31 protein-coding genes and 1 pseudogene are annotated in these 24,304 nt (G+C 68.0%); 14 read left to right on the top strand and 18 right to left on the bottom strand.

Annotated elements, in window-relative coordinates:
- Window position 1 precedes the first annotated feature (1 nt).
- On the top strand, window positions 2-238 hold the full coding sequence (locus tag ABIC21_RS12770; RefSeq protein WP_354171346.1) for a hypothetical protein: 237 nt from the start codon (window positions 2-4) through the stop codon (window positions 236-238).
- Between the two features lie 5 nt (window positions 239-243).
- Here the strand turns inward: ABIC21_RS12770 and ABIC21_RS12775 are convergent, their stop codons facing one another.
- The 4 genes from ABIC21_RS12775 to ABIC21_RS12790 form a co-directional block, all read right to left on the bottom strand.
- Window positions 244-531, bottom strand: coding sequence for a MoaD/ThiS family protein (locus ABIC21_RS12775; RefSeq protein WP_354350774.1), 288 nt, complete (start codon window positions 529-531; stop codon window positions 244-246).
- Window positions 532-536: 5 nt separating this feature from the next.
- Complete coding sequence (locus ABIC21_RS12780; protein ID WP_354350929.1) at window positions 537-1,676, bottom strand: WD40/YVTN/BNR-like repeat-containing protein; 1,140 nt, start codon at window positions 1,674-1,676, stop codon at window positions 537-539.
- Between the two features lie 105 nt (window positions 1,677-1,781).
- Entirely contained in the window at window positions 1,782-1,982 is a 201-nt protein-coding gene (locus ABIC21_RS12785) for a hypothetical protein (RefSeq protein WP_354350775.1), read from the bottom strand.
- 78 nt (window positions 1,983-2,060) lie between these two features.
- Window positions 2,061-2,411: an ArsR/SmtB family transcription factor gene (locus ABIC21_RS12790; protein WP_354350776.1), complete on the bottom strand. Its 351-nt coding sequence runs from the start codon at window positions 2,409-2,411 to the stop codon at window positions 2,061-2,063.
- 92 nt (window positions 2,412-2,503) lie between these two features.
- Here ABIC21_RS12790 and ABIC21_RS12795 point away from each other — a divergent pair, with 92 nt between their 5' ends.
- The 6 genes from ABIC21_RS12795 (at window position 2,504) to ABIC21_RS12820 (ending at window position 8,389) form a co-directional block, all read left to right on the top strand.
- Window positions 2,504-3,886 carry an FAD-dependent oxidoreductase gene (locus tag ABIC21_RS12795; protein ID WP_354350777.1) on the top strand — a complete coding sequence of 461 codons (1,383 nt, stop codon included), beginning with the start codon at window positions 2,504-2,506 and terminating at the stop codon, window positions 3,884-3,886.
- Window positions 3,887-4,115: 229 nt separating this feature from the next.
- Window positions 4,116-4,628 (top strand): universal stress protein, encoded by a 513-nt coding sequence (locus ABIC21_RS12800; RefSeq protein WP_354350778.1) that lies wholly within the window; start codon window positions 4,116-4,118, stop codon window positions 4,626-4,628.
- A gap of 24 nt (window positions 4,629-4,652) precedes the next feature.
- Window positions 4,653-5,033: a hypothetical protein gene (locus ABIC21_RS12805; RefSeq protein ID WP_354350779.1), complete on the top strand. Its 381-nt coding sequence runs from the start codon at window positions 4,653-4,655 to the stop codon at window positions 5,031-5,033.
- Window positions 5,034-5,258: 225 nt separating this feature from the next.
- Window positions 5,259-5,606: a metal-sensitive transcriptional regulator gene (locus ABIC21_RS12810; RefSeq protein WP_354350780.1), complete on the top strand. Its 348-nt coding sequence runs from the start codon at window positions 5,259-5,261 to the stop codon at window positions 5,604-5,606.
- 67 nt (window positions 5,607-5,673) lie between these two features.
- Complete coding sequence (locus ABIC21_RS12815) at window positions 5,674-5,904, top strand: heavy-metal-associated domain-containing protein (protein WP_354350781.1); 231 nt, start codon at window positions 5,674-5,676, stop codon at window positions 5,902-5,904.
- Between the two features lie 124 nt (window positions 5,905-6,028).
- The gene (locus ABIC21_RS12820) at window positions 6,029-8,389 is read left to right on the top strand and encodes a heavy metal translocating P-type ATPase (protein WP_502935999.1); all 2,361 of its coding nucleotides are present in this window, start codon (window positions 6,029-6,031) and stop codon (window positions 8,387-8,389) included.
- 37 nt (window positions 8,390-8,426) lie between these two features.
- On the opposite strand, the gene ABIC21_RS12825 is transcribed toward ABIC21_RS12820, so the two are convergent.
- Entirely contained in the window at window positions 8,427-8,699 is a 273-nt protein-coding gene (locus ABIC21_RS12825; protein ID WP_354350783.1) for a DUF2277 domain-containing protein, read from the bottom strand.
- 46 nt (window positions 8,700-8,745) lie between these two features.
- Entirely contained in the window at window positions 8,746-9,699 is a 954-nt protein-coding gene (locus ABIC21_RS12830; protein ID WP_354350930.1) for an EamA family transporter, read from the bottom strand.
- A gap of 177 nt (window positions 9,700-9,876) precedes the next feature.
- Between ABIC21_RS12830 and ABIC21_RS12835 the strand changes: the two genes are divergently transcribed.
- Complete coding sequence (locus ABIC21_RS12835) at window positions 9,877-10,419, top strand: CGNR zinc finger domain-containing protein (RefSeq protein ID WP_354350784.1); 543 nt, start codon at window positions 9,877-9,879, stop codon at window positions 10,417-10,419.
- Between the two features lie 23 nt (window positions 10,420-10,442).
- Here the strand turns inward: ABIC21_RS12835 and ABIC21_RS12840 are convergent, their stop codons facing one another.
- The 3 genes from ABIC21_RS12840 to ABIC21_RS12850 all read right to left on the bottom strand — a co-directional run bounded on the left by ABIC21_RS12840 (window position 10,443) and on the right by ABIC21_RS12850 (window position 12,913).
- On the bottom strand, window positions 10,443-10,808 hold the full coding sequence (locus ABIC21_RS12840; protein WP_354350785.1) for a hypothetical protein: 366 nt from the start codon (window positions 10,806-10,808) through the stop codon (window positions 10,443-10,445).
- An 84-nt stretch (window positions 10,809-10,892) separates the two neighbouring features.
- Complete coding sequence (locus ABIC21_RS12845) at window positions 10,893-11,486, bottom strand: hypothetical protein (RefSeq protein WP_354350786.1); 594 nt, start codon at window positions 11,484-11,486, stop codon at window positions 10,893-10,895.
- A gap of 71 nt (window positions 11,487-11,557) precedes the next feature.
- A complete protein-coding gene (locus tag ABIC21_RS12850) occupies window positions 11,558-12,913 on the bottom strand; it encodes an MATE family efflux transporter (RefSeq protein ID WP_354350787.1) in 1,356 nt (451 codons plus the stop codon).
- Window positions 12,914-13,062: 149 nt separating this feature from the next.
- Between ABIC21_RS12850 and ABIC21_RS12855 the strand changes: the two genes are divergently transcribed.
- Window positions 13,063-13,497, top strand: coding sequence for a DoxX family protein (locus ABIC21_RS12855; RefSeq protein WP_354350788.1), 435 nt, complete (start codon window positions 13,063-13,065; stop codon window positions 13,495-13,497).
- 142 nt (window positions 13,498-13,639) lie between these two features.
- A complete protein-coding gene (locus tag ABIC21_RS12860) occupies window positions 13,640-14,614 on the top strand; it encodes an acyl-CoA thioesterase (protein ID WP_354350789.1) in 975 nt (324 codons plus the stop codon).
- A 4-nt stretch (window positions 14,615-14,618) separates the two neighbouring features.
- On the opposite strand, the gene dnaB is transcribed toward ABIC21_RS12860, so the two are convergent.
- Complete coding sequence (gene dnaB / locus ABIC21_RS12865) at window positions 14,619-16,001, bottom strand: replicative DNA helicase (RefSeq protein WP_024367946.1); 1,383 nt, start codon at window positions 15,999-16,001, stop codon at window positions 14,619-14,621.
- Window positions 16,002-16,629: 628 nt separating this feature from the next.
- On the opposite strand from dnaB, the gene ABIC21_RS12870 reads away from it, so the two are divergent.
- Together ABIC21_RS12870 and ABIC21_RS12875 are read left to right on the top strand one after the other, a co-directional pair.
- Window positions 16,630-17,097 (top strand): hypothetical protein, encoded by a 468-nt coding sequence (locus ABIC21_RS12870; protein WP_354350790.1) that lies wholly within the window; start codon window positions 16,630-16,632, stop codon window positions 17,095-17,097.
- 4 nt (window positions 17,098-17,101) lie between these two features.
- Window positions 17,102-17,674 (top strand): hypothetical protein, encoded by a 573-nt coding sequence (locus ABIC21_RS12875; RefSeq protein ID WP_354350791.1) that lies wholly within the window; start codon window positions 17,102-17,104, stop codon window positions 17,672-17,674.
- Window positions 17,675-17,689: 15 nt separating this feature from the next.
- Here ABIC21_RS12875 and ABIC21_RS19335 read toward each other — a convergent pair.
- From ABIC21_RS19335 to ABIC21_RS12890, 3 genes and pseudogenes are all read right to left on the bottom strand, one after another.
- Window positions 17,690-17,894 (bottom strand): annotated as a pseudogene (locus tag ABIC21_RS19335) (TFIIB-type zinc ribbon-containing protein).
- A 52-nt stretch (window positions 17,895-17,946) separates the two neighbouring features.
- Window positions 17,947-18,573 (bottom strand): FMN reductase, encoded by a 627-nt coding sequence (locus ABIC21_RS12885; protein WP_354350792.1) that lies wholly within the window; start codon window positions 18,571-18,573, stop codon window positions 17,947-17,949.
- Window positions 18,574-18,674: 101 nt separating this feature from the next.
- On the bottom strand, window positions 18,675-19,529 hold the full coding sequence (locus tag ABIC21_RS12890; RefSeq protein ID WP_354350793.1) for a PhzF family phenazine biosynthesis protein: 855 nt from the start codon (window positions 19,527-19,529) through the stop codon (window positions 18,675-18,677).
- Window positions 19,530-19,594: 65 nt separating this feature from the next.
- On the opposite strand from ABIC21_RS12890, the gene ABIC21_RS12895 reads away from it, so the two are divergent.
- A complete protein-coding gene (locus ABIC21_RS12895; RefSeq protein WP_354350794.1) occupies window positions 19,595-20,041 on the top strand; it encodes a DUF1801 domain-containing protein in 447 nt (148 codons plus the stop codon).
- 172 nt (window positions 20,042-20,213) lie between these two features.
- Here the strand turns inward: ABIC21_RS12895 and rplI are convergent, their stop codons facing one another.
- From rplI to rpsF, 4 genes are all read right to left on the bottom strand, one after another.
- Window positions 20,214-20,666, bottom strand: a complete 453-nt coding sequence (gene rplI, locus ABIC21_RS12900) for a 50S ribosomal protein L9 (RefSeq protein ID WP_354350795.1) — start codon at window positions 20,664-20,666, stop codon at window positions 20,214-20,216.
- A 17-nt stretch (window positions 20,667-20,683) separates the two neighbouring features.
- Complete coding sequence (gene rpsR, locus ABIC21_RS12905; protein WP_003800144.1) at window positions 20,684-20,923, bottom strand: 30S ribosomal protein S18; 240 nt, start codon at window positions 20,921-20,923, stop codon at window positions 20,684-20,686.
- Between the two features lie 126 nt (window positions 20,924-21,049).
- Window positions 21,050-21,646 (bottom strand): single-stranded DNA-binding protein, encoded by a 597-nt coding sequence (locus ABIC21_RS12910; RefSeq protein WP_354350796.1) that lies wholly within the window; start codon window positions 21,644-21,646, stop codon window positions 21,050-21,052.
- Between the two features lie 55 nt (window positions 21,647-21,701).
- Window positions 21,702-22,007, bottom strand: coding sequence for a 30S ribosomal protein S6 (gene rpsF / locus ABIC21_RS12915; RefSeq protein WP_024366241.1), 306 nt, complete (start codon window positions 22,005-22,007; stop codon window positions 21,702-21,704).
- Between the two features lie 241 nt (window positions 22,008-22,248).
- Between rpsF and ABIC21_RS12920 the strand changes: the two genes are divergently transcribed.
- Window positions 22,249-22,923 (top strand): DUF1345 domain-containing protein, encoded by a 675-nt coding sequence (locus tag ABIC21_RS12920; RefSeq protein WP_354350797.1) that lies wholly within the window; start codon window positions 22,249-22,251, stop codon window positions 22,921-22,923.
- A gap of 60 nt (window positions 22,924-22,983) precedes the next feature.
- On the opposite strand, the gene ABIC21_RS12925 is transcribed toward ABIC21_RS12920, so the two are convergent.
- The gene (locus ABIC21_RS12925; protein ID WP_354350798.1) at window positions 22,984-24,300 is read right to left on the bottom strand and encodes a M18 family aminopeptidase; all 1,317 of its coding nucleotides are present in this window, start codon (window positions 24,298-24,300) and stop codon (window positions 22,984-22,986) included.
- Window positions 24,301-24,304 lie beyond the last annotated feature (4 nt).

Genomic DNA, 24,304 nt, shown 5'->3' on the forward strand with positions numbered 1-24,304 from the left:
CATGTTGAAGGAAGCCAAAGCCCATGTAACCCGCATCCGTGCCCTGGATCAGCTGCACCGCGGCGACGAGATCGAGGCGCGCCTCAGGGTCGGCCCGAATTACGACGACGTCGTGATCCGCCGCGGCAGTGTCCAGGAAACCGCGCCCGGAATCGGCGTGGTCTGGATCATGGACCGGCAGTCCGGAACCCGGAAAGCCATCAACACGGACGAGTGCAGCCTCTGGCGGGTCGCCTGAGACCGCTAGCCCCCCGCGACGGACTGGATGATCAGGACCTCCTGGCCCGGGGACACCTCGGTGGCCAGGCCCTGCAGGCGGCGAATCTCATTCCCGTTGACGTATATATTCACGTAGCGTCGGATCGCCCCGGTCTCATCCCGCAACCGCCTCGACAGCGCCGGGTACTCCCCGGTCACCACGTCCAGCACCCCCTCCACCGTCACCGTTGTGTCGGCGGGCGCAGTCAGGAAGGACTGCCCGCCGGCCAGCGGCTGGAGCACGCTGGGCAGTACGACACTGACCCCGGCCACGGGCCTCAGGCGCCCTGGGCGCCGGGTGCCGCGGCAACGAACGCGGGGGTGACGGCGGCGGCCCGCACGCACAGCACGTCCGGCAGGTGCGAAGCCACCTCGGCGAAGTGTTCCCCCTCGTCCGCGCTGGCGTAGACGCTGCCGCCACGCGTGCCGAAGTACACGCCGGCCGGTTCCGCCGCGTCGACGCAGGCGGCGTCCCGCAGCACCGAGTTGTATTCCGCTCCCGGCAGTCCGTCGTCTAGCCGCTTCCAGCTCGCGCCGGCATCGTCGGTCCGGTGGACCGCCAGTTTGCCCTCCGGCGGGATCCTCTCGCCGTCCGCCTTGAGCGGGATCACCCAGGCGGTGCCGGCCCGGCGCGGGTGCGTCAGCATCACAAAGCCGAAATCCGCCGGCAGGCCTTCCGCGATCGACTCCCAGCTCTCGGCGCCGTCGTCACTGCGGTAGACGCCGTGGTGGTTCTGCGCGTAGAGCCGGCCGTCGACGGCAGCATCGGCCGCGATCTTGTGCACGCACTGGCCGAATTCCGGGTTGGGGTCGGGCATGAAGTAAGCCGAGATTCCCCTGTTGCGGGGCTCCCACGAGCCGCCGCCGTCGAGCGAACGGTAGACGCCGCCGGTGCTCATCGCGACGTGCACCTTCTCGCCGGTGTGGTCCACGACGATGGAGTGCGCCGCGGCGCCGCCGTAGCCGGCCCCCCATTCGGTGCGGTGCGGGTGGTCCCAGAGGCCGCGATTGAGCTCGAAGTGTTCGCCGCCGTCGGTGGATTTCCAGACCGAAATCGGCTCACAGCCTGCCCAGACGACCCCGGGCCGGGACTCGGCGTCGGGGTGGATCTGCCAGACGCGTTCCAGGGCGGCATCGGTGCCTTCGGGGAACCGGATGGCGCCCTCCTCGGGCTCCTTCCACGTTTCGCCGAGGTCATCGGAGTGGAAGACGGTGGGGCCCCAGTGCTCGGAACGCACGCCGACCAGGATCCGGGTCCGGTCCCCGCGGGTGTCGATGCCGATGCTGGGCACTTCGCTCATCAGGAAGTGCGGGCCGGAAAGGGACCAGTCTTTGCGGTCCGGGCTCGTCGCCAGCCAGAGCCCTTTTTTGGTGCCGATCGCCAGGACATATCTCTCTGCGGTAGCCATGCCCCCTATGCAACCATCACAAGATGATGCCCGCAATGGTTTCCGCGGCCCGGGTTAATCCGCCCCGGCGGCTGCCCCTCGGGGCCGTCCCCCGCGCTGCCCCCGGACGCCGGGTCAGTCGACGAATTCGGACTGCGTCTCGATGAAGTCCCAGTCGGCGTCGCTCAGCACCCCGGACACGTCATCCGGATGGGGGCCGCCGGCCTCGGCAATGCCCTGCAGCACGGTCAGCGGCAACTCGGGGGCCCGCAGGTTTTCCCGCAGCCACTCCTTGCTCGCCAGATCCAGATCCAGCCACCACATGAAGATTTCCACGGCGGTCACCCTTTCCTGAGGTCTTCAACGTTAGGCCCCGCACCGGAGGTGTTCAAGTGCCGCATGGCTCTGGCGGCCCTACAGGGCCGAAAGCACGTCCGCGATCCGCTCCAGCGCGCCGGGGACCAGCGAATAGTAGGCCCAGGTGCCCCGCTTTTCGCGGTACAGCAGTCCGGCGTCGACGAGGATCTTGAGGTGGTGGGACACCGTGGGCTGGCCCAGGTCCAGCGGCTCGGTGAGGTCGCAGACGCAGGCCTCGCCGCCGTCGGACGCCTTGACGATGGACAACAGCCGCAGGCGGTTCGGATCGGCGAGGGCTTTGAAGAGCTGGGCCTTGCCCTGCGCCTCTTCCGCGCCCAGCACCGGCGTCCCGGATGGGGTGCAGCAGGCTTGGGCCGCCGTGGACTCAGCAATCTGCAGTGTTGTCATGCTTCCATTATGCACTCATATTGACAGGCGTCGATATAGAGGGTGATACTCACAATATCGATCATCATCAATCTATTCGGACAGAGGACAAAATGGCTGTCACCACCAATCTTCCCGTTGCTGTCATCGGCGCGGGCCCGGTCGGCCTCGCCGCCGCCGCCCACCTCCTGGAGCGCGGTCTTGAGCCGCTCATTTTCGAGTCCGGCCCGGCGGCGGGCGCCGCCATCGGGCAGTGGCGCCACATCCGCCTCTTCTCACCCTGGCGCTTCAACATCGACGCCGCCGCCGCGCGTCTGCTCGCAGCGTCCGGCTGGGAGGCACCGCGACCCACGGCGCTGCCCTTCGGCGGCGAGCTCGTTGACCAGTACCTCACCCCCCTGGCTGCACTTCCTGCAATGGCGCCCCGGCTGCACACCGGCGCCCGTGTGGTGGCGGTGACGCGCCAGGGCATGGACAAGACCCACAGCCGTGACCGGGACACCACGCCGTTCCTTCTCACGGTCGAACACCCCGGCGGCGACGTCCGCGAGTACCGGGCAGCCGCCGTCATTGACGCCTCCGGCACTTGGGGCAACCGGAACCCGCTCGGCACTTCGGGGCTGCCCGCCACCGGCGAGGCCGCCGCAACGGAGCGGATTTCCTCCGCGCTGCCGGACGTCCTGGGCCGCGAGCGTGTACGGTTCGCCGGCCGGCGCGTCCTAGTTGTGGGTGCGGGCCACTCCGCCGCGAACACCCTGATCAACCTCACCGAACTAGCGCAGCACGAGCCCGACACCAGGATCCTGTGGGCCGTGCGGGGCGCCTCGGCCGCAAAGGTCTACGGCGGCGGCGACGCCGACGGCCTGCCCGCCCGCGGCCAGCTCGGCGGCCGGCTGCGCCGCCTGGTCGAGGCCGGCACCGTGGAACTGCACACCGGTTTCGGGATCGCCGCCCTCACGCCGGCCGCCGCGGGAGTCACGGTCACTTCCACCGACGGCCGCAGCCTGGAGGCCGACGTCGTGGTGCCCTGCACCGGCTTCCGCCCGGATCTGGACATCCTGCGGGAGCTCCGGCTGGAACTGGATCCGGCCGTCGAGGCCCCGCGCGACCTGGGTCCGCTGATCGACCCCGAATTCCACTCCTGCGGCACCGTCGCCCCGCACGGCGCCCGGCTGCTGGCGCACCCGGACAAGGACTTCTACATCGTGGGGATGAAATCCTACGGCCGGGCGCCTACGTTCCTGCTGGCCACCGGCTACGAGCAGGTCCGCTCCGTCGCTGCCGCCCTCGCCGGGGACCGCGCGGCCGCGGACACCGTCCAGCTCGAGCTCCCGGAGACCGGGGTCTGCTCCTCCGACGCCGGCACCAGCTGCGACGTGCCGGCCGCTTCCGCCGACGTTGTGGTCGAAACAGCCGGCGGCTGCTGCGGGACCCCCGAACCGGTCCTGGCGGGCTTCCCCACCGGACTCGCCCACGGCCGCTCCGGCGGGAACTGACCCGGCACGCGCGGCTGACTGAGCCCATGGCCGTCCCGGAGATGCCTGCTGCTGTCCCTGGGCCTCTACACGGTGACGCTGAACATCATTCCGCTGCTGATGGAAAAAGGTGCCGGCTACGCCACCGCTGCCCTGGGCTTGGGGCTAGTGGGGGCCGGGCAGGCCGGGCCGCGGAAGGATCGGGGAGTAAGGCCCTGTTCGCGACGCAGGGCGGGAGCCACAATTGAGTATGTCCGCCGAACGCCCTAGTGGTCCGCCGCCCCTGGTGGTCGGCGTGCTCCCGGGACAGAGCCCCGAGGTGCTGCAGACTGCCGCCTCTCTGGCCGCGAAGCTCGCCGCGCCGCTGATCTGCGCCCACGTGGATGAGGCGAGTTATCTCGTCGAGTGGGATCCGGCGCGGTCCGCGCACCGGCTCTCGCTGCATCCGGATACTGACAACGCTGAAATCCGGGCCGTGACGCAGGAGCTGCGGAACAGCATCGGCTCCGCGTGCGACGCGCTGGGCATTCACTGGACCCTGCGGACACTGGCGGGGGACCCGGCCCGGGCCCTGGGCAGGCTGGCAGCCGAGGTGGGTGCCGAGATGATCATCGTGGGCACACCGGAGCCCGGCCTGGGCCACCGGATTTCCGCTGCCCTCAACGGTTCCGTGGCCGCGTGGCTCAGCCACCATCAGGACCATCCAATCCTGATCGTTCCGGTCCGGGCCGCCGTCCACCACCGGACAAAACATGGCTCCTGACATGGTGCCTGGCTGTGAACGGGCGTGACCGTTCCGCTGGACCGGATCTTCGGACGGCTGCCTGCCCCCGTTAACCGCGGTTTCGCGTGGCTGCTGAACGCCGGGACCGCGCCGTTCGACGCCGTCAACTACTGGGGCTCCAGAGGAGGCGCTCGAATCTACAACCGCCGGCGGATGGCCGCCAAGCTGCGCCGGGTGACCTCGACGCTGGAACGCCTGCTGCGGCGGGAGACGGAACAAGGCCTGGCCCAAAGGATGTACTTCCCGACCCGATGGGACCCCTTCTTCAAAGAAACCATGACTCTGGCGGACGTCTACGCGTATCCCGTCGCGCACTTCGACTTCCACGCCACCCAGCTGTCACTGGACAAGGCCCCGGGAGCGTCAGGGGACCACGAAAAGTAAAGTGAAAGTTGTTATTCGAGGTTCTGGCTTTCTCCGCCCACCGCCGCGTAAGCTTGAATTCGTAGGCGGGAGAAGAACCGCCGACCCAAAGACTGCTCCGGAGTGCGTATCCCCCAATAACGCACTCCGGAGCTCTTTTGTGTCCGGACCTTTTGCCCGGGCGCCGGCCGGAGATACCCCCACAGGGTACTTGCATCATACCCCTAGGGGGTATAAGTTGGCCTCATGAACGAGCCCGAAGTCCCCGTCATGGAAACCGCGGACGCCGAGGAGCACCAGCAGCACGGCTACTCCTCCAATAAGGACGCCTACCTGCTGCGGCTGAAACGGATCGAAGGCCAGGTGCGCGGCATCGCCCGGATGGTCGATGAGGACAAATACTGCATCGACATCCTCACCCAGGTAGCCGCCGTCACCAAAGCCCTGCACGCCGTCAGCCTTGGACTGGTGGAGGAGCACATCGGCCATTGCGTCATCGGTGCCGCCTCCGAACCGGACGCAAAGCTGCGCGCTGAAGCCATCGACTTCAAGGTCAAGGAGGCTACCGATGCCATCGGGCGCCTGCTGCGGTAGCGGCAACACCACCCACCACCCAACCGGGCTGACGAACCAGCATCAGCCCACCCTCAAGGAGCAAGCCATGAGTACCGTTTCCACCACCGTCAATGTATCCGGCATGACCTGCGGCCACTGCGTCTCCTCCGTCAGCGAAGAGCTCGAGAGCCTGGCCGGCGTCGAGACGGTCGACGTCGACCTCAATTCCGGTGGCATCTCCACCGTCACCATCACCTCCACCGGCGCCCTGTCGTCCTCGGAAATCGGCGAGGCCATCGCCGAAGCAGGGTATCTGGTCGTGTCCAACGCCACCTGAGCACCCCCCCCGCCCGGCACACCCCGCAGAGCACAGCGCCAGGACAGAGACAGGGAACACCGTGAGTAGAGAGCAACTGCTGGACCAGCCCGGAAGCCGGGTGATCGAACTCGACATCGAGGGCATGACCTGCGCCTCCTGCGTCGGCCGCGTCGAACGCAAGCTCGGCAAACTCGACGGCGTCACCGCAACCGTCAACCTGCCCCTGGAATCAGCCCACGTAACGGTCCCGGCGGCCGTCACCGACGACCAGATCACCGCCACCGTAGCGGCAGCAGGCTACAAAGCCACGGTCCGCACCCCCAGGTACCCAGCCGCGGAGACTGAACCCGGCGCCGTTAAGACGCCGATTGACACCGCCGGGGAGGTGCCCACGCGCGCCGACGGTGCCGGCATGCGGCAGCATGCGTCTAAGCGAGGTACGAGCGAGCATGCCGAGCATGGCGGACCGGCGGCGCGCAGCGGCGACCACACGGTACCGGCGGCGGCAACCAAGCTCCGCCCGCGCCTGACTGTCGCGGCCATCCTCACCGTCCCGGTGTTCCTGATTTCAATGTTCCCTGCCTTCCAGTTCCCCAACTGGGGCTGGGTCGCAGGAGCCCTGGCCCTGCCGGTGGTCACCTGGGCGGCCTGGCCGTTCCACCGGGCCGCCGCCATCAACGCCCGGCACCTCGCCTCCACGATGGACACACTGGTCTCCATTGGTGTGACCGCGGCCTACGCTTTTTCGGCCTGGCAGCTCTTTGTGGACCCGAGGATGACCGATCACCCGCAGGGTATGGACAGCATGGAGGGAATGGGCTCCGGCGGGCTCTACTTCGAGGTCGCCGCCGTCGTCACCACCTTCCTGCTGCTGGGCCGGTACCTGGAGGCCAATGCCAAGCAGAAGGCCGGAGATGCCCTCAAGGCGCTGCTGAACCTCGGCGCCAAGGATGCCACGGTCCTCCGCGGCGGCCAGGAGCAGCAGATCCCCGCCGATCAGCTGGGGGTGGGCGACCTCATCGTGGTCCGCCCCGGCGAGAAAATTGCGACCGACGGCATCGTCGTCGAAGGGTCCTCCGCGGTCGACGCCTCGCTGGTGACGGGCGAGTCCGTGCCGGTCGAAGTCGGCCCGGACAGCCCGGTCACGGGCGCCACCATCAACACCGCCGGCCGGCTGCTGGTCCGCGCCACGCGCGTCGGCGCAGAAACCACCTTGGCCCAGATGGGCCGGCTGGTGTCCCAGGCCCAAACCGGCAAGGCGCCGATCGCGCGCCTCGCGGACCGGATCAGCTCGGTGTTCGTGCCGGTGGTCCTGGCCATCGCCGCAGTTACCTTCGGCGCCTGGCTGCTGGCAGCCGCCCCGGACGTCAGCGACGCCGAACTGCGCGCCGCGTTCACGGCCGCCGTCGCCGTGCTGGTCATCGCCTGCCCGTGCGCCCTGGGTCTGGCCACCCCCGTGGGACTGCTCACCGGGACTGGCCGGGGAGCGCAGCTGGGCATCCTGATCAAAGGGCCGCAGGTGCTTGAGGACACGCGCACCGTTGACACCATCCTGCTGGACAAGACCGGCACCGTAACCAGCGGACACTTGGCCGTCGACAGCACGGAGGCGTTTGGACCCTTCAGTCCGGCCGAGGTGCTGCGCCTGGCCGGCGCGGTCGAAGCCGCATCCGAGCACCCGATCGCCCGCGCCGTCGCCGCGGCCGCACTGTCGGCGGAGCGCTGCGACAACGACGCCGGCGTCCTTCCCGCCGTCGCCGGCTTCCGCTCCGCACCCGGCGGCGGAGTCCGGGGAACGGTTGGCGACCGGCTCGTGACGGCCGGCCGCACGGCCTGGCTGCAGGAGAACGGCATCGCCCCCACCGAGGCGCAACTGGAGGCCCTGGGCAAAGCCGAGGCCTCCGGGGCCACCGCGATCTGGCTCGCCGTGGACGGGGAGCCGGCCGGGATCATCAGCCTGCGGGACACACTCAAGCCGGGCTCCGCGGCCGCGATACTGCAACTCCGGAAGCTCGGGCTCCGTCCAATCCTCCTGACCGGGGACAACGCCGCCGTCGCCGCCGAGGTGGCAGCCGCCGTCGGCATCGCTCCGGAGGACGTGTTCGCCGGGGTGCTGCCGGAGGGCAAGGTCGAGGCCGTGCGGAGACTGCAGGCGGCCGGCGCCACCGTGGCCATGGCCGGCGACGGCGTGAACGACGCCGCGGCGCTGGCCCAGGCCGACCTCGGCATCGCGATGGGCTCCGGCACAGACGTCGCCATCGAGGCCGCTGACCTGACGGTGATGGGCAACGATCTGGGGCAGGTCGTCCAGGCCATCGAACTGTCCCGCCGGACCCTGGCCACCATCAAGACGAACCTCTTCTGGGCCTTCTTCTACAACGCCGTCGGGATCCCGGTGGCGGCCCTTGGCCTGCTCAACCCGATGATCGCCGGCGCCGCCATGGCCGCCAGTTCCGTGCTCGTGGTGGCCAACTCGCTGCGGCTGCGCAGCTTCGGCAAATAGGCCGCCCCTCGCCGGGGCGCCGCTCCCGTACGTCCGGTCAGACCGCGCCAAAGCGGACGGCGGCCCTGGCTTTCGCCTTGGCGGCCTCTTCCCCGCGGTCCTTTGCCGGGGCGTGGCTCACCAGGGAGTCGAGCAGGTGCTGGGTGGCATGTGCAATCTCGTGCACCGCCCGGTTGAAGGCCTCCTCGTTGGCCTTGGACGGCCTGGTGCTGCCACTGATTTTGCGCACGTATTGCAGCGCGGCGGCTTCCACCTCGGCGGTGGTGGCGTGCGGTTCGAAATTGTGGAGGGTCCGGATATTTCGGCACATAACTCCATGCTAGGTGCCATTGCCCGCAGGATCGAGGGTCCGGGGGTTACGGCACGGGTTCGACGTCGTTCGCATGGTCGAGCGGGGCCGGGCCAGCCCCGGACGGGGTCCGGAGCTCGTCCAGCCGGACCAGCACGACACCGCCGACAATAAGCAGCCCGCCCATGAGCTGGACCGGGCCGGGCAGTTCACCCAGCAGCAGCCACGCCCAGACCACGGCGAACAGGACCTCGGTCAGCGAGACGAACGACGCCACCTTGGAGCCAAGTGCCCGCGCCGCCACAATCCCGGAAACGTAGGCCAGCACGGTGGCCAGCACCACGAGGCCGCCCAGGGCCACCCACCACGGGGTGACCCAGGGGCCCAGCCGGGTGTCGGCCGTGGTGAACGCCATCGGCAGCACGCCGGTTGCCGCGGCAAGCCACATGGTGACGGCGCCGACCATGAGTCCTCCGGAGGCGAGGACGATCGGCGGGAGTGTGTCGTTTTCCTTGGCCGTGATGAAGAAATAGATAGCCAGGCAGACCGCCGCCGCAATCCCCCACAGCACGCCGACGACGTCGATCTTGACGGCCCCCGTGAGGTCCAGCACCAGAACCAGCCCGCCCAGGGACAGCAGGGTTCCGGCAATCGTGAGTGGCCGCGGGCGTTTGCGGCTGGCGGCCCAGAGCCACAGCACGATGATCACCGGAGCCAGGTATTCCAGCAGCAGGGCGACCCCCACCGACAGGCGGGCCACCGCGTTGAAATAGAACAGCTGGCAGGCGGCGACCCCGATGAGGCCGAAGAGCAACACCGTGAGCCAGTTGTCCCTGAGCTGGTGCCAGCGTCCACGCAGCGCCGGAACGGCGGGAACTGCCAGGATGATCGCTGCCACGGTGAGGCGGGCGGTGACTGCTGCACCGGGGGTCCAGCCGGTCTCCAGGAGCGCCTTGGCAAAGGAACCCGAAAGACCGAAGACGGCCGAGGAAAACAGGGCAACCCCAAGGCCCGACGCCATGAACGTTGATGCCCCGCCGGGCCTTCCGCCGCCAAGCTTCCGGGGCGCACGCAGCCCGGGGTCGTTCGCGGCCGGTGCTTCGGCGGTGCGGCGGGTGGCAGACACGGGCAGTCTCCTGTCAGGGGTAAAATGGGGTTATGCTCATGACAGTACGCCACGCCAACGTAAGGAGTCAAGATGCTTTTTGCCCCTGACACAGAAGTGGCCCTGCGGTCCGTGGTCAACCTGATCAACTCGGCGGCAAACGGGGATGAGCACCTGTCCACAACCGAGGACCTGGACCGGTTTCTGGAAACCGAGGGATTCAGCGGTTCGCGTACCCGGGACGCGGCCGAGCTGGCAGGCGTGCACCGGCTCCGCGGCGAGCTCGCCCGCCTCTGGCTCGCGGACGAATCCACGGCCGTGGGCACCGTGAACCGGTTGTTGCGGGAAGCTGGCGCGCTCCCCCAGCTCGTCAAGCACGATCAATGGGACTGGCACCTGCACGCCACCACTCCGGACGCGCCGTTGGCGGACCGGATGAGCACGGAGGCCGCGATGGCCCTGGTCGATGTCATCCGCGGCAAGGAAATGGACCGCATGCTGGTGTGCGCCGCCGAGGACTGCGACGCCGTTGTACTGGACCTCAGCCGGAACCGCTCCAAACGCTACTGCGACACCGGGAACTGCGCGAACCGGGCGCACGTGGCGGCCTATCGGGCCCGGAAGGCCGCGTCCTGAGCGCAGCGCTCGGTGTTGCGGTGCTAGCGGACGTCGTCGCCGGAGCCGTGGGGGTCCGCGTCCGGGGTGCCGGCGTCGGGCCGGGACTGCGCCGGGTGGCCGCCGTGCCCGGAGCTCCGGGAGCTCAGGTTGACGCCGGAGCCCTTGCCAAGGTGTTCGTCATTGGGCTTGTGACCCATCGAAAGCATGGCAAGCACCACCAGGATCACAATGAAGGCGATGCCGGCGGCAGTGAACGCCAGGTCAAAACGCGGGGTCTTGGCGCTGCCGCCGGAGGCGAAAATCAGGGTGGCAACAAAGGCCAGCACAGCCCAGAAGGCGGAGAACATGAGCGGCCCCTTGACCGAGGTGCGCAGCTTGCGCGGTTCTCCAGGTTTCTGCTGTGCCAAGATGCTTTCCTCCTGCAGCCGACGCCGCCAGGCGTGGCAGTTGTGATGCCGCAATCGTTCTACACAAGGTAGAACCTGTCGGTACTAGTTTACGGCCTTCGCGGAATCGGCCCGTGCATCGTGCCGCAGGGTCAGCCCGGCCAGCATCCAGAGCACGCCGCTGATGATGGCACCGCCGCCGGCGACGCCGAGCAGTGCGTGCGGGCCCAGGTCAATAAAGAACGGCAGCAGGGCGGCGGTGCCCACGCCGACGACGCCGGAGGCGATCCAGTCGCGGGCGAGCACGGACCGGCCGCGGTTGGTGATACCGAGGTAGAGCTCTGCCGCGCCGGCGAGGCCCAGGCCCAGGGCGGCCAGGACGCCGAAGAGCAGGTTGGCGTGCATAAGGCCGACCGCTGCGCCGGTTCCGGTCAGTACGGCGCCGGCGGCCGACAGGACCTTGCTGGACGCGGACCCGGCGCGGAGCCCGGCCTTGTTCACGCTCCGGAGCAGCACCACACCCGTGGCCAGCAGGTAGAGACCGCCGGCCCAGCCCATGCCCGCCGTGGAGGGCGCAGCCCAGAACACCGTCACCGCACCGAAGCCGAGTGCGACGGCCGCCCGGACCAGCACGGGTTTCCAGAGATCCGCCGCGGCGGGCAGGGCGGTGGAGGCGTCAGGGTCTGCGGGGAGAGTCACCCGACCAGTTTAGTGCGAAGCCGCACCAGCCCGTGCCGGGGGCCCGGGGCGGCAGAGCCGGGACGCCGGACTCAGCGTGCGCCGAGCACCATCCACCGGTCCGTCCGCGCGCGGAGGCCGAGCGTGACGGCCCTCGCGGCCATGTAGCCCAGCGAGAATGCCGCCCACAGCCAGAGCAGGCCCGCACCGCCGTCGGCCCCGGATAGCCGGACGGCCAGCAGCAGCGGCAGATACAGGGCGAGATTCACGACGCCGGCCAGCGCCAGGTACTTCGCGTCCCCCGCCCCGATCAGCACGCCGTCGAGGACAAAGACATAGCCGGCCAGCGGCTGCCCGGCAGCGAGCACCCACAGCGCCAGCGTCAGCGCGGCCCGGACCTCGGCGTCAGACGTGAAGAGCAGGCCAGCCCACGGTGCCGCGACGGCCAGCAGGACCCCGGCGAGTGCCCCAACACCGAGGCCCCAGCGGACCATGGTTCCTGTCAGCTCCCGCACCGCCGCGGGGCGGCCTGCCCCGAGTTCCTTCCCGATCAGCGCCTGCGCGGCGATGGCGAGGGCGTCGAGGGCGAAGGCAAGGAAGGTGAAGACCGTCATCGCGAGCTGGTGCGCGGCCAGGTTGGCCTGCCCCTGGGCCGTCACCACGACCACGGTCGCGAGGATCGCGATGCGCAGGCTGAGCGTCCGCAGCATCAGCCACGAGCCCACGTGGCACAGGGCCCGGATGCCGCGCCAGTCGGGCAGCAGGGACACTCCGTGGTTGCGGGCATTGCGCTGGACCATGACCACGTAGACCAGGGCCATGGCCCACTGGGCGATGCTGGTGCCGATTGCCGAGCCGGTAACGGACAACTGCAACACGTAGACCAGGTAGAGGTTCAGCACAACGTTCAGCGCGAAACCCGCCGCCGCGACGAACAGCGGGGTGCGCGTGTCCTGCAGGCCCCTGAGCACGCCGGTGCCGGCAAAAATCAGCAGCATCGCAACAAGCCCAGGCATCGACCAGCGCAGGTAGTCCACGGCAAAGTCCCGCACTTCACCGGCGGCTCCCATCAGGTCCAGGAGCGGTTCGGCGGCGAGGAACCCGGCGGCGGCCAGGACGATTCCGAGCAGCAGGGCCAGCCAGACGCCGTCGCGCCCGGCGGCCAGGGCCCGGGGCAGCTGCCCGTTGCCGATCGCCCGCGCCACGGCCGGAGTGGTGGAGTAGGCCAGGAACACCATCAGGCCCACGACGGTATGCAGCACGGCGGACGCGAGTCCGACGCCGGCCAGCTGGGCCACTCCGAGGTGACCGACGATTGCCGCATCCGCGAGGAGGAACAGCGGTTCGGCAATGAGGGCGCCGAAGGCCGGGACTGCGAGGCGCAGAATTTCCCGCCGGCGGGCCGCCGCGGACGGGGGGGCTGCGGGGGTCGGGGCGGAGGCTGGCACGGAACCACCCTAGCGGCAGGGCCGGCGTCGCACAGCTCCGCATTAGTTGACATTTCAACTACACACCGGAAGACTATAGGTTGAATCTTCAAGTAAATCTGCGGGTGGCCTTCAGCCCGCCGCGGCCCCTACGTCAGAACGGCATCCCCATGAACCAGCCCACGCTCACCACCACGGCCCGCACCATCCTGCGCATCGTCACCGGATTCCTCTTTGCCGCCCACGGCTGGCAGAAATTCAATGAGTTCACAATCGCCGGCACCCAGGCCGCCTTCGCGCAGATGGGTGTTCCGGCCGCCAACCTCGTCGCCCCGGTCGTCGCCACGCTGGAACTCGTCGGCGGCATCGCCCTGATCCTCGGCGTGCTCACCCGGGTGTTCGCGACCCTGCTCGCGGTAGACATGCTCGGCGCCCTGTTCCTGGTCCATGCCCCGGCGGGAATCTTTGCCGCCACCGGCGGCTACGAGCTGGTGCTGATCCTGGCCGCCGCCGCGCTGGCCGTGGCTCTTGTCGGTGGCGGGAAGGTCTCCGTGGACAAGGCCCTCTTCGGCCGCACCGGCTCCAGGCTCAGCGTCCTGGCCTAAGGAATCACCTGCGCCAGGCGGCGCGTGCCGGCGGGCGGTCACCTTTGGGTGGCCGCCCGCCGTCGTGCGCCGTATGGCGCCCCGGACGGCGTTTGTGTCGTCGGCCGCGACGCTTCCGCGGCCCGTCAGTAAACTCACTTCCATGAGTGAGACTGCCGCCAATGCCGTGACCCTGCGCTTCCTCGCCGCGCCCACCGACGTCGGCCACAGCGGTTCGGTCGACGCCGGCACCGTGCTCGAGTGGGTGGACAAGGCCGCCTATGCGGCCGCGGTCGGCTGGGCCAAGTCCTACTGTGTGACGGCGTACGTGGGGAACATCCACTTTGCGGATCCGGTCAACAGCGGGGACATGGTTGAGGTCACGGCCACGATTGTCTACACGGGCCGGTCCTCCATGCACATCCGCACCGTCGTGTCCTCGGGGGATCCGAAGGGCGGCCCGGCCACGATGCGCAGCCAGTGCATGGTGATTTTCGTGGCCGTCGGCGCGGACGGCAAGCCCATACCCGTGCCGCAGTTCGAGCCGACGACGCTTGAGGAACTCGAACAGCGCGACCATGCGCTGGCGCGGATCAAGGTCCGCGAGGACATCGTCCAGGCAATGAGCGGACAGGAATATACCGACGCCGGAACCGCCGAGAACGTTGTCCTGCGCTTTGTGGCCGCGCCCACGGATGTGAACTGGGGCGGGAAAGTGCACGGCGGCATCGTCATGAAATGGATCGACGAGGCGGCCTACGTCTGCGCCTCCCGGTACTGCGGAATGGACACGGTGGCCGTCTTCTCCGGCGGCGTCCGGTTCTACCGTCCGCTGCTCATTGGCCACGTGGTGGAGGTGGAGGCCCGGCTCGTCTACACCGGAACCAAGGGCATGCACATCGCGGTACATGTCCGCTCGGGAGATCCCAAGGGACGCGAACTGGAGCTCACCACCTACTGCCTCACCGTGATGGTGGCACGCGACGAGCACGGCACGTCCGTCCCGATCCCGCAGTGGGTGCCGGTGTCCGACGAAGACAAGCGGCTGCACGCCCACGCCCGCGAACTGCTGGAGATCCGGGGCCGGGCACCCGGAAACCGGCTGCCCAACCACCTGCTGCGGGCCGGCGGCGAGTAGCCTTTTAGAAGCCGCCGCCCCCGGCGTCGGCCGCCATGTTGGCGAACCGCGAGTAGTGGCCCTGGAAGGCGACCACGATGTCCTTGGTGGGCCCGTTGCGGTGCTTGGCGATGAGGATGTCCGCCTCGCCGGCACGCGGCGATTCCTTGTCGTAGACGTCTTCGCGGTGCAACAGGATGACCATGTCGGCATCCTGCTCGATGGAACCTGATTCGCGCAGGTCCGAGACCATCGGGCGCTTGTCCTGGCGCTGCTCGGAGCCACGGTTCAGCTGCGACAGGGCAATGACGGGGACCTGGAGTTCCTTGGCCAGCAGCTTCAGCGCACGGGAGAACTCCGAGACTTCCTGCTGGCGGGACTCCACCTTCTTGCCGGAACTCATCAGCTGGAGGTAGTCGAGGATGACGAGTTTGAGATCATGCTGCTGCTTGAGGCGCCGGCATTTGGCCCGGATCTCCATCAGCGACATGTTGGGGCTGTCGTCGATGAAGAGCGGGGCGTCGTTCATCCGGCCCATGGTGGTGGCGATCTTGGACCACTGTTCGTCCTTGATCGTGCCCTTGCGCAGGTCTTGAAGGCCGATCGTGGCCTCCGCGGACAGCAGACGCATGGCGATCTCGTTCCGGCCCATTTCCAGGGAGAACATCACGGTGGCGAGGTTGTTCTTGATGGCCGCGGAGCGGGCGAAGTCCAGCGCGAAGGTGGACTTGCCGACGGCGGGCCGGGCAGCGATCACGATCATCTGGCCGGGGTGCAGGCCATGCGTGAGCTCGTCGAGTTCGTAGAAGCCGGTGGGAACGCCCGTCATCCCCTCCTCGCGGTGGCCGGACGCTTCGATCTCGTCCACGGTGGACTCCATCACGTCCTTCAGGACAACGTAGTCCTCTGCGGTGCGGCGCTCCGCCACGGCGTAGATCTCGGCCTGAGCCTGGTTCACCAGGTCTTCGACCTCGCCGTCCTGGCCGTAGCCGAGCTGGACGATCTTGGTGCCGGCGTTGACCAGCCGGCGCAGGACCGCACGTTCGCCCACGATTTCGGCGTAGTACCCGGCATTGGCAGCGGTCGGAACAGTCTGGATGAGCTCGTGAAGGTACGCGGGGCCGCCGATCCGGTTGATCTCGCCGCGCTTGGTCAGTTCATCGGAGACGGTGACGGCGTCGGCAGGTTCGCCGCGGCCGTAGAGGTCGATGATGGCTTCGTAGATCGTCTCGTGCGCAGGGCGGTAGAAGTCCACTCCGCGCAGGATTTCGACGACGTCGGCGATGGCGTCCTTGGACAGCATCATGCCGCCCAGCACGGATTGCTCGGCGGGAATGTCCTGCGGCGGCTTGCGGCTGCCTTCGGCTCCCCGAGTCCCCTCGACTGAGTCCAGATGCGTAACTGACAAAACTGCCGTCCTCCATTGTGTGCCTCGGCGGTGTCCGTGCGCCGGCGACGCGTATGCCATGGGCCTTGGTGCCCGCTGGCGTCGACCCCGGCGCAAGCCCGACGGGTTAAGTACTATCAGCGGGCCCTGACACTTTGGCCGCCGCCCGGAACTGCCGTTTTCCACAGCCCGCGCCCAGGCCCGAGGGGCCGGGGAACGGGAGGGAAGCCAGCATCGGATTTCATATCCAAGGCTCGATATCCAGCAACGTTATCCGCCGCCGGAGCAGGTACCAACCCGGCCGGCCGGCCCTCCTGTGGATAACCTGTGCACTACCGCCCCCTGCTTGTGCACAGCCTGTGGGAACAGCTGTGGATAGAAAAATTCTTTTGCCGGAAATCTGCCTCTGACATGCGGAAACGCCGGGGTTACCGTGTGGACACAAAAGAATTTTCGTCAGCATTCATCCACAGCGGGCGGATCGCCTCTGGGGATAGCCGGCCGCACACAAGGGCACATAACCCCGAAAATATGCACATTTGGTGATGGTCATCACGTGGGAACCCCCGCTTTGACGCCACGGGCGACGCACGGTACGCCGTTCGCAGAATGTGCTGTGGATAACTGCGATCTGGCATAAGCTCTTCACATGGGCGATGTACTGCTAGTCATACTGCCTGCCCTCATCCTGGCAGCAGTTCTCTGGGCGATTGCCACGGCCCTCAGACCCCGCGACTTCGGCATCTCTGACGCGGAGCGCTACCAACAGGAATTGGCCGTCCGCTCCCAGGCCCACTACGCGGCCCAGGTCCGGGCCGCCACCGCCGCCCGGGCCCGCGTGGACGCCGTCACCCGTCCCAGCCAGAATGAACAGCAGCAGTCACAGCAGGCCGACCATGCCCGCAATGCGTTGCGCGCCCAGGCGGGAGCCGCGCCTGCCGCCGGGCAGCACGGCTACCAGGGGCACGTTCTCCCGGGCGGCCAACTGAACCCACAGTTCGCCCTGCAGCTCCAGTCGATGGCAAGGAACGGCAAGAAGCTCCAGGCCATCAAACTGCTGCGCCAGGCGACCCATTCAGATCTTTTGACCGCCAAGAAATATGTAGATCGGCTGTAGTTTCATGGAATCCCTGTTTATCCCCCTGCTCATTTTGGCGCTTGTCGGAGCCGGCGTCCTGTTGGGCGCCCGCGCCCTCGGCCGCCGCGGCACGCGGTCAAGGCCGGAAGCCGCCCCCGAAGCGGGACGCGACCCGGTTGACCTCGCCCGCGCCGCCGCCGCCAAACTCAACCAGGAGCAGCACCGCCGGCTTTACGCGCTGATTGCCCAGGGGCAGGCCATGGCCGCCATCAAGCTGTACTTCGAGGCCACGGGAGACGGGCTGAGGGCCTCGCGGGATGCCGTGGGGGCCCTGGCTGCCCACCCTCAGCCTTTCCGGCCCGAGGCGCCCGACCAGGGGCCAGTCGAGGACGACGACGACGCGCCGCAGCGTTTTGCCTACCGCTACCGGGCGATTGCCAGCAAGGGCGATGTCACCCGCGAAGTCAGCAGCAACATGCTCAACGACGAGATCTACGGCAGGATCCGCACCCTGGCCAGAAGCGGCGACACCGAGGCAGCGGCGGAGGCCCTGACCCGCCACTCGGACATCTCCATCAAGCAGGCACGCGAATTTATCGCCCTCCTCGAGGACTGACCCGTCCCCCGGGGACTAGAAGTCGAACAGCTCGCCGAGCCAGCCTTCCTTCTTCTTGGGACGGCGGCGGTCGTCATAGCGCGGCTGCTCATAGCGCGGCCGGTCACGGCGTTCGTCGTAGCGGCGGTCATCCGGACGCCGCGGCACTGGGGGCAGTAATCGATCTCGACGCCACTACGTTCGCTCATGATCAGTCAATTGAATCCTCGGGACATTTCATGTCCCGCACAACGAGCCGGGGGCCCGGTTCGTTCGCCGGTGTGCCGGGGCTGTCAGCGCCGGCCCGAGATGCCGGCGAGCAACTGTTCGAACGGCAGCGACTCCAGGGCAGCCCGTTTCTGCTGCGGCTGGGCCCCCTGCAGCAGTCCGACGAACTCCCCCGCCGCCCGGTCGATCCGCGCCGAGAGGGGTGACGCGCCGTCGTCGTTGTTGCCCCAGTCCTGGGGGCCGGCAAAGACGGCGGTGCTGGCGATCCGGGTGCGGAGGTAGGTGAACAGGGGGCGCATAGCGAAGTCCAGGACCATCTGGTGCCGGTCCGTTCCGGCGGTGGCGCCGAGCAGGACAGCCTTGCCCTCCAGCGATTTGGGGTCGAGGACGTCGATGAAGGACTTGAAGAGGCCGCTGTAGGAGGCGCTGAAGACCGGGCTGACGGCGATGATGCCGTCCGATGCCTCCACCCCGGCGATCACCTCGGCCAGCTTTGGCGCGGCGTAGCCGGTCACGAAGTTGTTGGCGATGTCCACGGCGAGGTCGCGCAGTTCCAGCATCTGGATCTCGGCGGCGTAGCCGGCCGCGGCAAGGTGGTGTTCCGCGGAGGCGGCCAGCTGGTCCGCCAGCAGGCGGCTCGACGACGGGACGCCGAGTCCGGCGGAGAGAACGGTGATGCGGCGGGATTCCACGGGGATGCTCCTCAAGTTGTTCAGGCCACAAACGCTGATACATGCGTTTGCATCTAACTAGGGAAGCGCGGGGATGGGCGGTTTATTCCCCGCCCCGCCACTCAGAGCAGGACAAACCCCTCGATGCAGCTCACCGAGCTCCCGCCAACCCAGATGTCATCCCCCGCCGCGTCGATGTGGACCCGGCCGGAACGCCCCAGCACCGTTCCCTGCGCCGCAACGTAGGACTCAGGCGCCCGGCCGCTGCGGATCAGCCACTGGGCCGCGCCGGCGTTGAAGCTGCCGGTGACGGGGTCCTCCGCGGCGGCGTCGCCCGGGATGAACGTGCGCACCTCGAAGCCGACCTCCGATCCGGCGGGATGGGGGCCGATCACGCCGACTTTGAGTCCCGCCATGGCAGCGTAGTCGGGCCTGATGGCGAGTACCAGCTCCGCCGACTCCAGCAGCACACCGATCCATTCCGGCCCGATGACGAGCCAGGACGCATCCAGCAGGGCCTCCCGCGGCATTCTGAGGCCGGCGCCGATGCGGGCGAGGTCCGCCTCGGCCACCGGTCCTGAGCGGGTTAGTGGCGGCGCTGCGAACGCCAGGCGGCCGCCGTCGCGCCTTACCCTGACGAGACCCGCTCCGCACTCCTGGACCAGCATCCCGTCCTGCCGGGGGATGCCGCCGGCTTCGAGCCAGGCATGCGCAGAGCCGAGGGTGGGGTGGCCGGCAAAGGGGAACTCTTCGCTGCCGGTGAAGATCCTGACCCGGTAGTCGGCCGCAGGATCGCTGGGGGGCAGCAGGAACGCGGTCTCCGCGAGATTCGTCCAGTTGGCGAACCGCTGCATCACGCCGGAGGCAAGGCCCCCGGCGTCGAGGACGACAGCCAGCGGGTTGCCCCGGTAGGGCTCGGACGAGAAGACGTCCACTTGGGCGAAGGGGCGGAGGCGGGGCGCGGCATTCGAAGTCACTGCCGCAGGCTATCACCGGCGCCGGTGCGGCTGACAAGCCTGCCGCGGTCTGCAAGACTTCCCGCATGGCTGTGAACAAGACCCTAAACAAAACCGACAACAAGACCACGGCAACCGGCGCGTCCGTCGGGGACTTCCTTGCCGCCGTCGAGCATCCCGTCCGGCACCGCGACGGTCTCAGGCTGCTGGAACTCATGGCCGGGGCCACCGGGCAGCCGGCGGAGATGTGGGGTCCGACGATTGTCGGCTTCGGCCGCTACCACTACAAGTACGCGACGGGCCGTGAGGGCGACGCTCCCGCCGTCGGGTTCTCGCCGCGGAAAGCCAGCCTGTCACTCTACGGGCTGACCTACGGGCCGGAATCGGCCGCGCTGTTGGCACGGCTGGGAAAGCACAAGACCGGCGCCGGGTGCCTCTATGTCAACAAGCTCGACGACGTCGACGAGGCGGTGCTCACCGAGCTCATCCGTAACGGCTACCGGCACGTGACAACGGTCCTGCATCACGCCTAAGTGCCTCGACCCTGCAACGCGGGGTCACATCGCGCCCTTGGCACCGCCGCCGACGATGGGCCGTAAATGACTCCGCGTTGGAGTTAAAGCAGAAGGCCCCCGCGTCCGGTTCCGAAGAGGAATCCGAAGGCGGGGGCCTTCCAGCAGTTCAGGACTGCGCAGCCGGTGAGGGCTACTTGCCTGCGACTACGTCGAGTTCGATCACAGCGGCAACGTCGTTGTGCAGACGGACGTTGGCCTGGTAGGAACCAACCGACTTGATGTGTGCCGGCAGTTCAACCTTGCGCTTGTCGATCTTGCCAAGGCCAGCGGCCTCAACAGCGTCGGCCACGTCGCCCTGCTTGACGGTGCCGAACAGGCGTCCGGTCTCGCCTGCCTTGACAACGAGCTTGACCGGCTTGGCGGAGAGTGCAGCGGCCTGCTTCTGAGCGTCTTCCAGGGAAGCGTGCTCGCGGGCGGCGCGGGCAGTCTTGATGGACTCAACCTGCTTCTCGCCACCCTTGGACCAGGTCAGAGCGAAATTGCGGGGCAGCAGGTAGTTACGTGCGTAACCGTCCTTGACCTCGACAACATCGCCTGCAGCACCGAGACCGGTTACTTCGTGGGTCAGAATGAGCTTTGCCATGTTAGTTAATCCCTTCCTTAGCCGCGGCCAGCGCCGGAGTAAGGCAGCAGAGCAACTTCGCGGGCGTTCTTAATTGCCTGGGCGATCTTGCGCTGTTCCTGCACCGTGACGCCAGTGACGCGACGGGCGCGGATCTTTCCGCGGTCGGAGATGAACTTGCGCAGCAATGCTACGTCCTTGTAGTCGATGACGGTGATGTCAGCGGCCTTCAAGGGGTTGGACTTTGGTTTGGGCTTACGGAGTTCAGCCTTAGCCATCGTGGAGCTCCTATTCGATGGAGCCCGTGGATATTGATCCACGGGATGGTGGTGATCCGATGTCGGTCAGCGCCCGTCCGCCTTGCGGCGTTCCGGCGGGTTCCGTCGTCGAACCTTAGATGTTGTTTAGAAGGGAGGTTCGGAATCCGGGCCGTTGCCCCAGCCGCCGCCTGCATTGCTGACACCGGGCGTGGCCCAGGGGTCATCCTGCTGTGCGGGCTGGTTGCCGCCCCAGGTTCCGCCCGAGTTGCCGCCCTGGTTTCCACCAGAGCCGCCACCGAAGCCGCCGCCGCTGTTGCCGCCGGCGCCGCCGCCGAAGCCACCCTGGGCACCGTTGCCGGCACCCCCACCGCCGGAGCGCTGGGTGCGGTTGACCTTGGCGTTGGCGTAGCGCAGGCTGGGGCCGATTTCATCGACCTCAAGCTCGATAACGGTGCGCTTCTCGCCTTCTTTGGTTTCGTAGGAACGGCTCTTCAGCCGGCCGTTAACGATCACGCGCATGCCCTTAGTCAGGGATTCGGCGACGTTTTCGGCAGCTTCACGCCAAACCGATGCGCGGAGGAACAGGGTTTCCCCGTCCTTCCACTCATTGGACTGGCGGTCGAAGGTGCGGGGCGTAGAAGCGATGGTGAAGTTCGCTACTGCCGAACCTGACGGTGTGAACCTCAGTTCGGGGTCATTGGTGAGATTACCGATGACCGTAATAGTGGTTTCGCCTGCCATCTACTGCCTCCTTGTTCGTTCCTGCGGGGTGAAGAGTGAAAACCGGGAGCTGAAATTACTCAGCAACGACCTTCTGTACTTCGGGGCGGGTGATCTTGGTGCGCATGATGGTCTCATTGAGGCTCAGCTGGCGATCAAGTTCCTTGGCGGTAGCCGGCTCAGCGGTGAAATTCACCACGGCGTAGATACCTTCAGACTTCTTCTGGATTTCGTAAGCCAGGCGACGACGGCCCCAGATGTCAACCTTTTCGATGGTTCCACCATCGGTCGTGATGACGTTCAGGAACTTCTGAAGCGTTGGCTCAACGGTACGCTCTTCGACCTCGGGGTCGATGATTACCATCAATTCGTAAGGACGCATATGTGAACCCACCTCCTTTGGGCTAAGCGGTTACGGCATTTCCGTAACAGGAGGTTCATTTGCGGTGCCATGTGCCCGCATCACCCCCAGGTACGGGGGCAGGGCGCAGCACAGACTTCAACAGCTTAGTGCATCGGGACCGTATTCCGCGATTCCACGCCCCTCCAGCGTAGGCGGGATCGGCAGGGGCCGGGAAGGAGCGCCGGCCTCCATGTGGAGAACCGTGTGCCATGATCGGGGAATGACCACCGGATTACCGCCCGCCGGGCCTGTGCACCGCAGCCGGCTGCGGTTTGGGGTGATGCTTACCGCGGGGGCCGCCGCGGCCGCGGTCACGGCTCTGACCGGGAACTGGGTGGCGGCTCCCGCCGTCGGCTGGGGCGTCGCGGCCCTGACCTACGTCGCGTGGGTTTGGGTGGCGATCGGCCGCTTCAACCCCGCCGAAACCCGGGCGCACGCCACGGCGGAGGACCCGTCCCGCGGCACGACCGACCTGCTGATCCTGGCGGCCAACGTCGCCAGCCTCGGCGCGGTGGCCGCCGTCGTCGTCGATTCCCATGCCAGCACCGGCGGGTCCCGCTTCGGCGGCGGGCTGCTGGCGCTGGCGTCGGTGGCCCTGTCCTGGATGCTGGTGCAGACGCTGTTCACGCTCCGGTACGCCGAGCTTTACTACGGCACGGGCGGGAAGGCCGGGGCGGCAGTGGGCGGCATCGACTTCAACCAGGAACGGCCCCCGCAGTACACCGACTTCGCCTACCTCGCCACGAGCCTCGGCATGACGTACCAGGTCTCGGACACTGCCCTGCAGAGCCACGGCATCCGGGCGGAGGCGCTCAAGCACAGCCTGCTGTCCTACCTCTTTGGCACCGTCATCCTGGCCACGACGATCAGCCTCGTGATCAGCCTGGCTTTCTGAGGGCCTACGCCGCCGTGCGGAAGAACAGCGCCGTCACAGTCGCGAGCCCTTTCTGAGGGCCTACGCCGCCGTGCGGAAGAACAGCGCCGTCACAGTCGCGAGCCGGTAGGGGTCCTGGACGCCACAGAGCTCACGGGCTGAGTGCATCGATAGCAGGGGCACGCCGACGTCGACTGTCCGGACGCCGAGGCGGGTGGCGGTCAGCGGACCGATCGTGGAGCCGCACGGCATCACGTTGTTGGAGACGAACTCCTGGTAGGGGATGCCGGCGTCCGAGCACAGCCGCGCCCAGAGGGCCGCGCCGGTGGCGTCCGTGGCGTAACGCTGGTTGGCGTTGATCTTCAGCAGCGGGCCGCCGTTCAGGGCCGGCCGGTTGGCCGGATCGTGCCGTTCCGCGTAGTTGGGGTGCACGGCGTGACCGGCGTCGGCGGACACACAGAACGACGCCGCGAAGGCCTGCCGCCGCTGGCTCGCCGAGGCGCCCAGACCGTCGGAAATGCGCACCAGCACGTCCTCGAGGACGGGCCCGCTCGCGCCGGAGCGCGAGGCAGAGCCGATCTCCTCATGGTCGAACGCGGCCAGCACGGCAATCGGCGCCCCGGCCGGCAGCGGCGCGGCGGCGTGGGCGATCAGCGCCGTGAGCCCGGCATGGGTTGCGGACAGGTTGTCCAGCCGGCCGGAGGCGAAGAATTCGTTTTTGGCGCCGAACACGGCCGGGGGCTGGGTGTCAGCGATGACGACGTCGTAGCCGCCGATCAAGGCAGCGTCCACGTCCGCGCCGACCACCCGGTCCGCCAGCAGCCCCAGCAGGTCCTCGCCCGCCGGGTCGCCGAGCCCGTAGACCGGGTTCATGTGCTGCTGTTTGTCCAGGGCCAGCCCCTCGTTCACGGCGCGGTCCAGGTGGACGGCCAGCTGCGGAAACCGCAGCAGCGGCCCGGTGGCGGTGAGGTGCCGGGTGCCGTCCCGCATCACCAGCCGTCCGGCAAGCTGCAGTTCGCGGTCCAGCCAGGAGTTGAGCAGCGGGCCGCCATAGACCTCGACGCCGGCCTGCAGCCAGCCGAACTTGCCAGTGGTGGGTTTGGGCTTGAGCTTGAACGACGGCGAATCGGTGTGGGCGCCCAGGATGTTGAAGCCGGTGGTCGGACCGGCCGACGCCGGCGTCACCCAGGCGATGATCGCGCCGTCGCGGACCATGTAGAACTTCCCGGCGCCGCCGCCGTCGGCCGCGTCCCAGGGCTGGAGTTCATCGAGGGCGGTGAATCCTGCCTCGCCCAGCCGGAGGGCGGCCTCGTGGACGGCATGGAAGCTCGACGGCGACGCGGTGACGTACGCGCCGAGGTCCTGGATGTGGGCTGCGGCACTGGACTCTGAGGGCATGGCT

It is taken from the genome of Pseudarthrobacter sp. PvP090 (assembly GCF_040547365.1).
In the GTDB taxonomy this organism is placed as follows: Bacteria; Actinomycetota; Actinomycetes; order Actinomycetales; family Micrococcaceae; genus Arthrobacter.

Bases quoted from the DNA above. Each gene is read 5' to 3' on its own strand.
- ABIC21_RS12770 (WP_354171346.1), top strand. From the start codon at position 2: ATGTTGAAGGAAGCCAAAGCCCATGTAACCCGCATCCGTGCCCTGGAT.
- ABIC21_RS12925 (WP_354350798.1), bottom strand. From the start codon at position 24,300: ATGCCCTCAGAGTCCAGTGCCGCAGCCCACATCCAGGACCTCGGCGCG.
- rpsR (WP_003800144.1), bottom strand. From the start codon at position 20,923: ATGGCTAAGGCTGAACTCCGTAAGCCCAAACCAAAGTCCAACCCCTTG.
- ABIC21_RS12800 (WP_354350778.1), top strand. From the start codon at position 4,116: ATGTCCGCCGAACGCCCTAGTGGTCCGCCGCCCCTGGTGGTCGGCGTG.
- ABIC21_RS12820 (WP_502935999.1), top strand. From the start codon at position 6,029: ATGACCTGCGCCTCCTGCGTCGGCCGCGTCGAACGCAAGCTCGGCAAA.
- ABIC21_RS12910 (WP_354350796.1), bottom strand. From the start codon at position 21,646: ATGGCAGGCGAAACCACTATTACGGTCATCGGTAATCTCACCAATGAC.
- ABIC21_RS12835 (WP_354350784.1), top strand. From the start codon at position 9,877: ATGCTTTTTGCCCCTGACACAGAAGTGGCCCTGCGGTCCGTGGTCAAC.
- ABIC21_RS12875 (WP_354350791.1), top strand. From the start codon at position 17,102: ATGGAATCCCTGTTTATCCCCCTGCTCATTTTGGCGCTTGTCGGAGCC.
- ABIC21_RS12825 (WP_354350783.1), bottom strand. From the start codon at position 8,699: ATGTGCCGAAATATCCGGACCCTCCACAATTTCGAACCGCACGCCACC.
- ABIC21_RS12790 (WP_354350776.1), bottom strand. From the start codon at position 2,411: ATGACAACACTGCAGATTGCTGAGTCCACGGCGGCCCAAGCCTGCTGC.
- rpsF (WP_024366241.1), bottom strand. From the start codon at position 22,007: ATGCGTCCTTACGAATTGATGGTAATCATCGACCCCGAGGTCGAAGAG.
- ABIC21_RS12895 (WP_354350794.1), top strand. From the start codon at position 19,595: ATGGCTGTGAACAAGACCCTAAACAAAACCGACAACAAGACCACGGCA.
- ABIC21_RS12860 (WP_354350789.1), top strand. From the start codon at position 13,640: ATGAGTGAGACTGCCGCCAATGCCGTGACCCTGCGCTTCCTCGCCGCG.
- ABIC21_RS12870 (WP_354350790.1), top strand. From the start codon at position 16,630: ATGGGCGATGTACTGCTAGTCATACTGCCTGCCCTCATCCTGGCAGCA.
- ABIC21_RS12855 (WP_354350788.1), top strand. From the start codon at position 13,063: ATGAACCAGCCCACGCTCACCACCACGGCCCGCACCATCCTGCGCATC.
- ABIC21_RS12810 (WP_354350780.1), top strand. From the start codon at position 5,259: ATGAACGAGCCCGAAGTCCCCGTCATGGAAACCGCGGACGCCGAGGAG.
- ABIC21_RS12830 (WP_354350930.1), bottom strand. From the start codon at position 9,699: ATGGCGTCGGGCCTTGGGGTTGCCCTGTTTTCCTCGGCCGTCTTCGGT.
- ABIC21_RS12795 (WP_354350777.1), top strand. From the start codon at position 2,504: ATGGCTGTCACCACCAATCTTCCCGTTGCTGTCATCGGCGCGGGCCCG.
- ABIC21_RS12815 (WP_354350781.1), top strand. From the start codon at position 5,674: ATGAGTACCGTTTCCACCACCGTCAATGTATCCGGCATGACCTGCGGC.
- ABIC21_RS12920 (WP_354350797.1), top strand. From the start codon at position 22,249: ATGACCACCGGATTACCGCCCGCCGGGCCTGTGCACCGCAGCCGGCTG.
- rplI (WP_354350795.1), bottom strand. From the start codon at position 20,666: ATGGCAAAGCTCATTCTGACCCACGAAGTAACCGGTCTCGGTGCTGCA.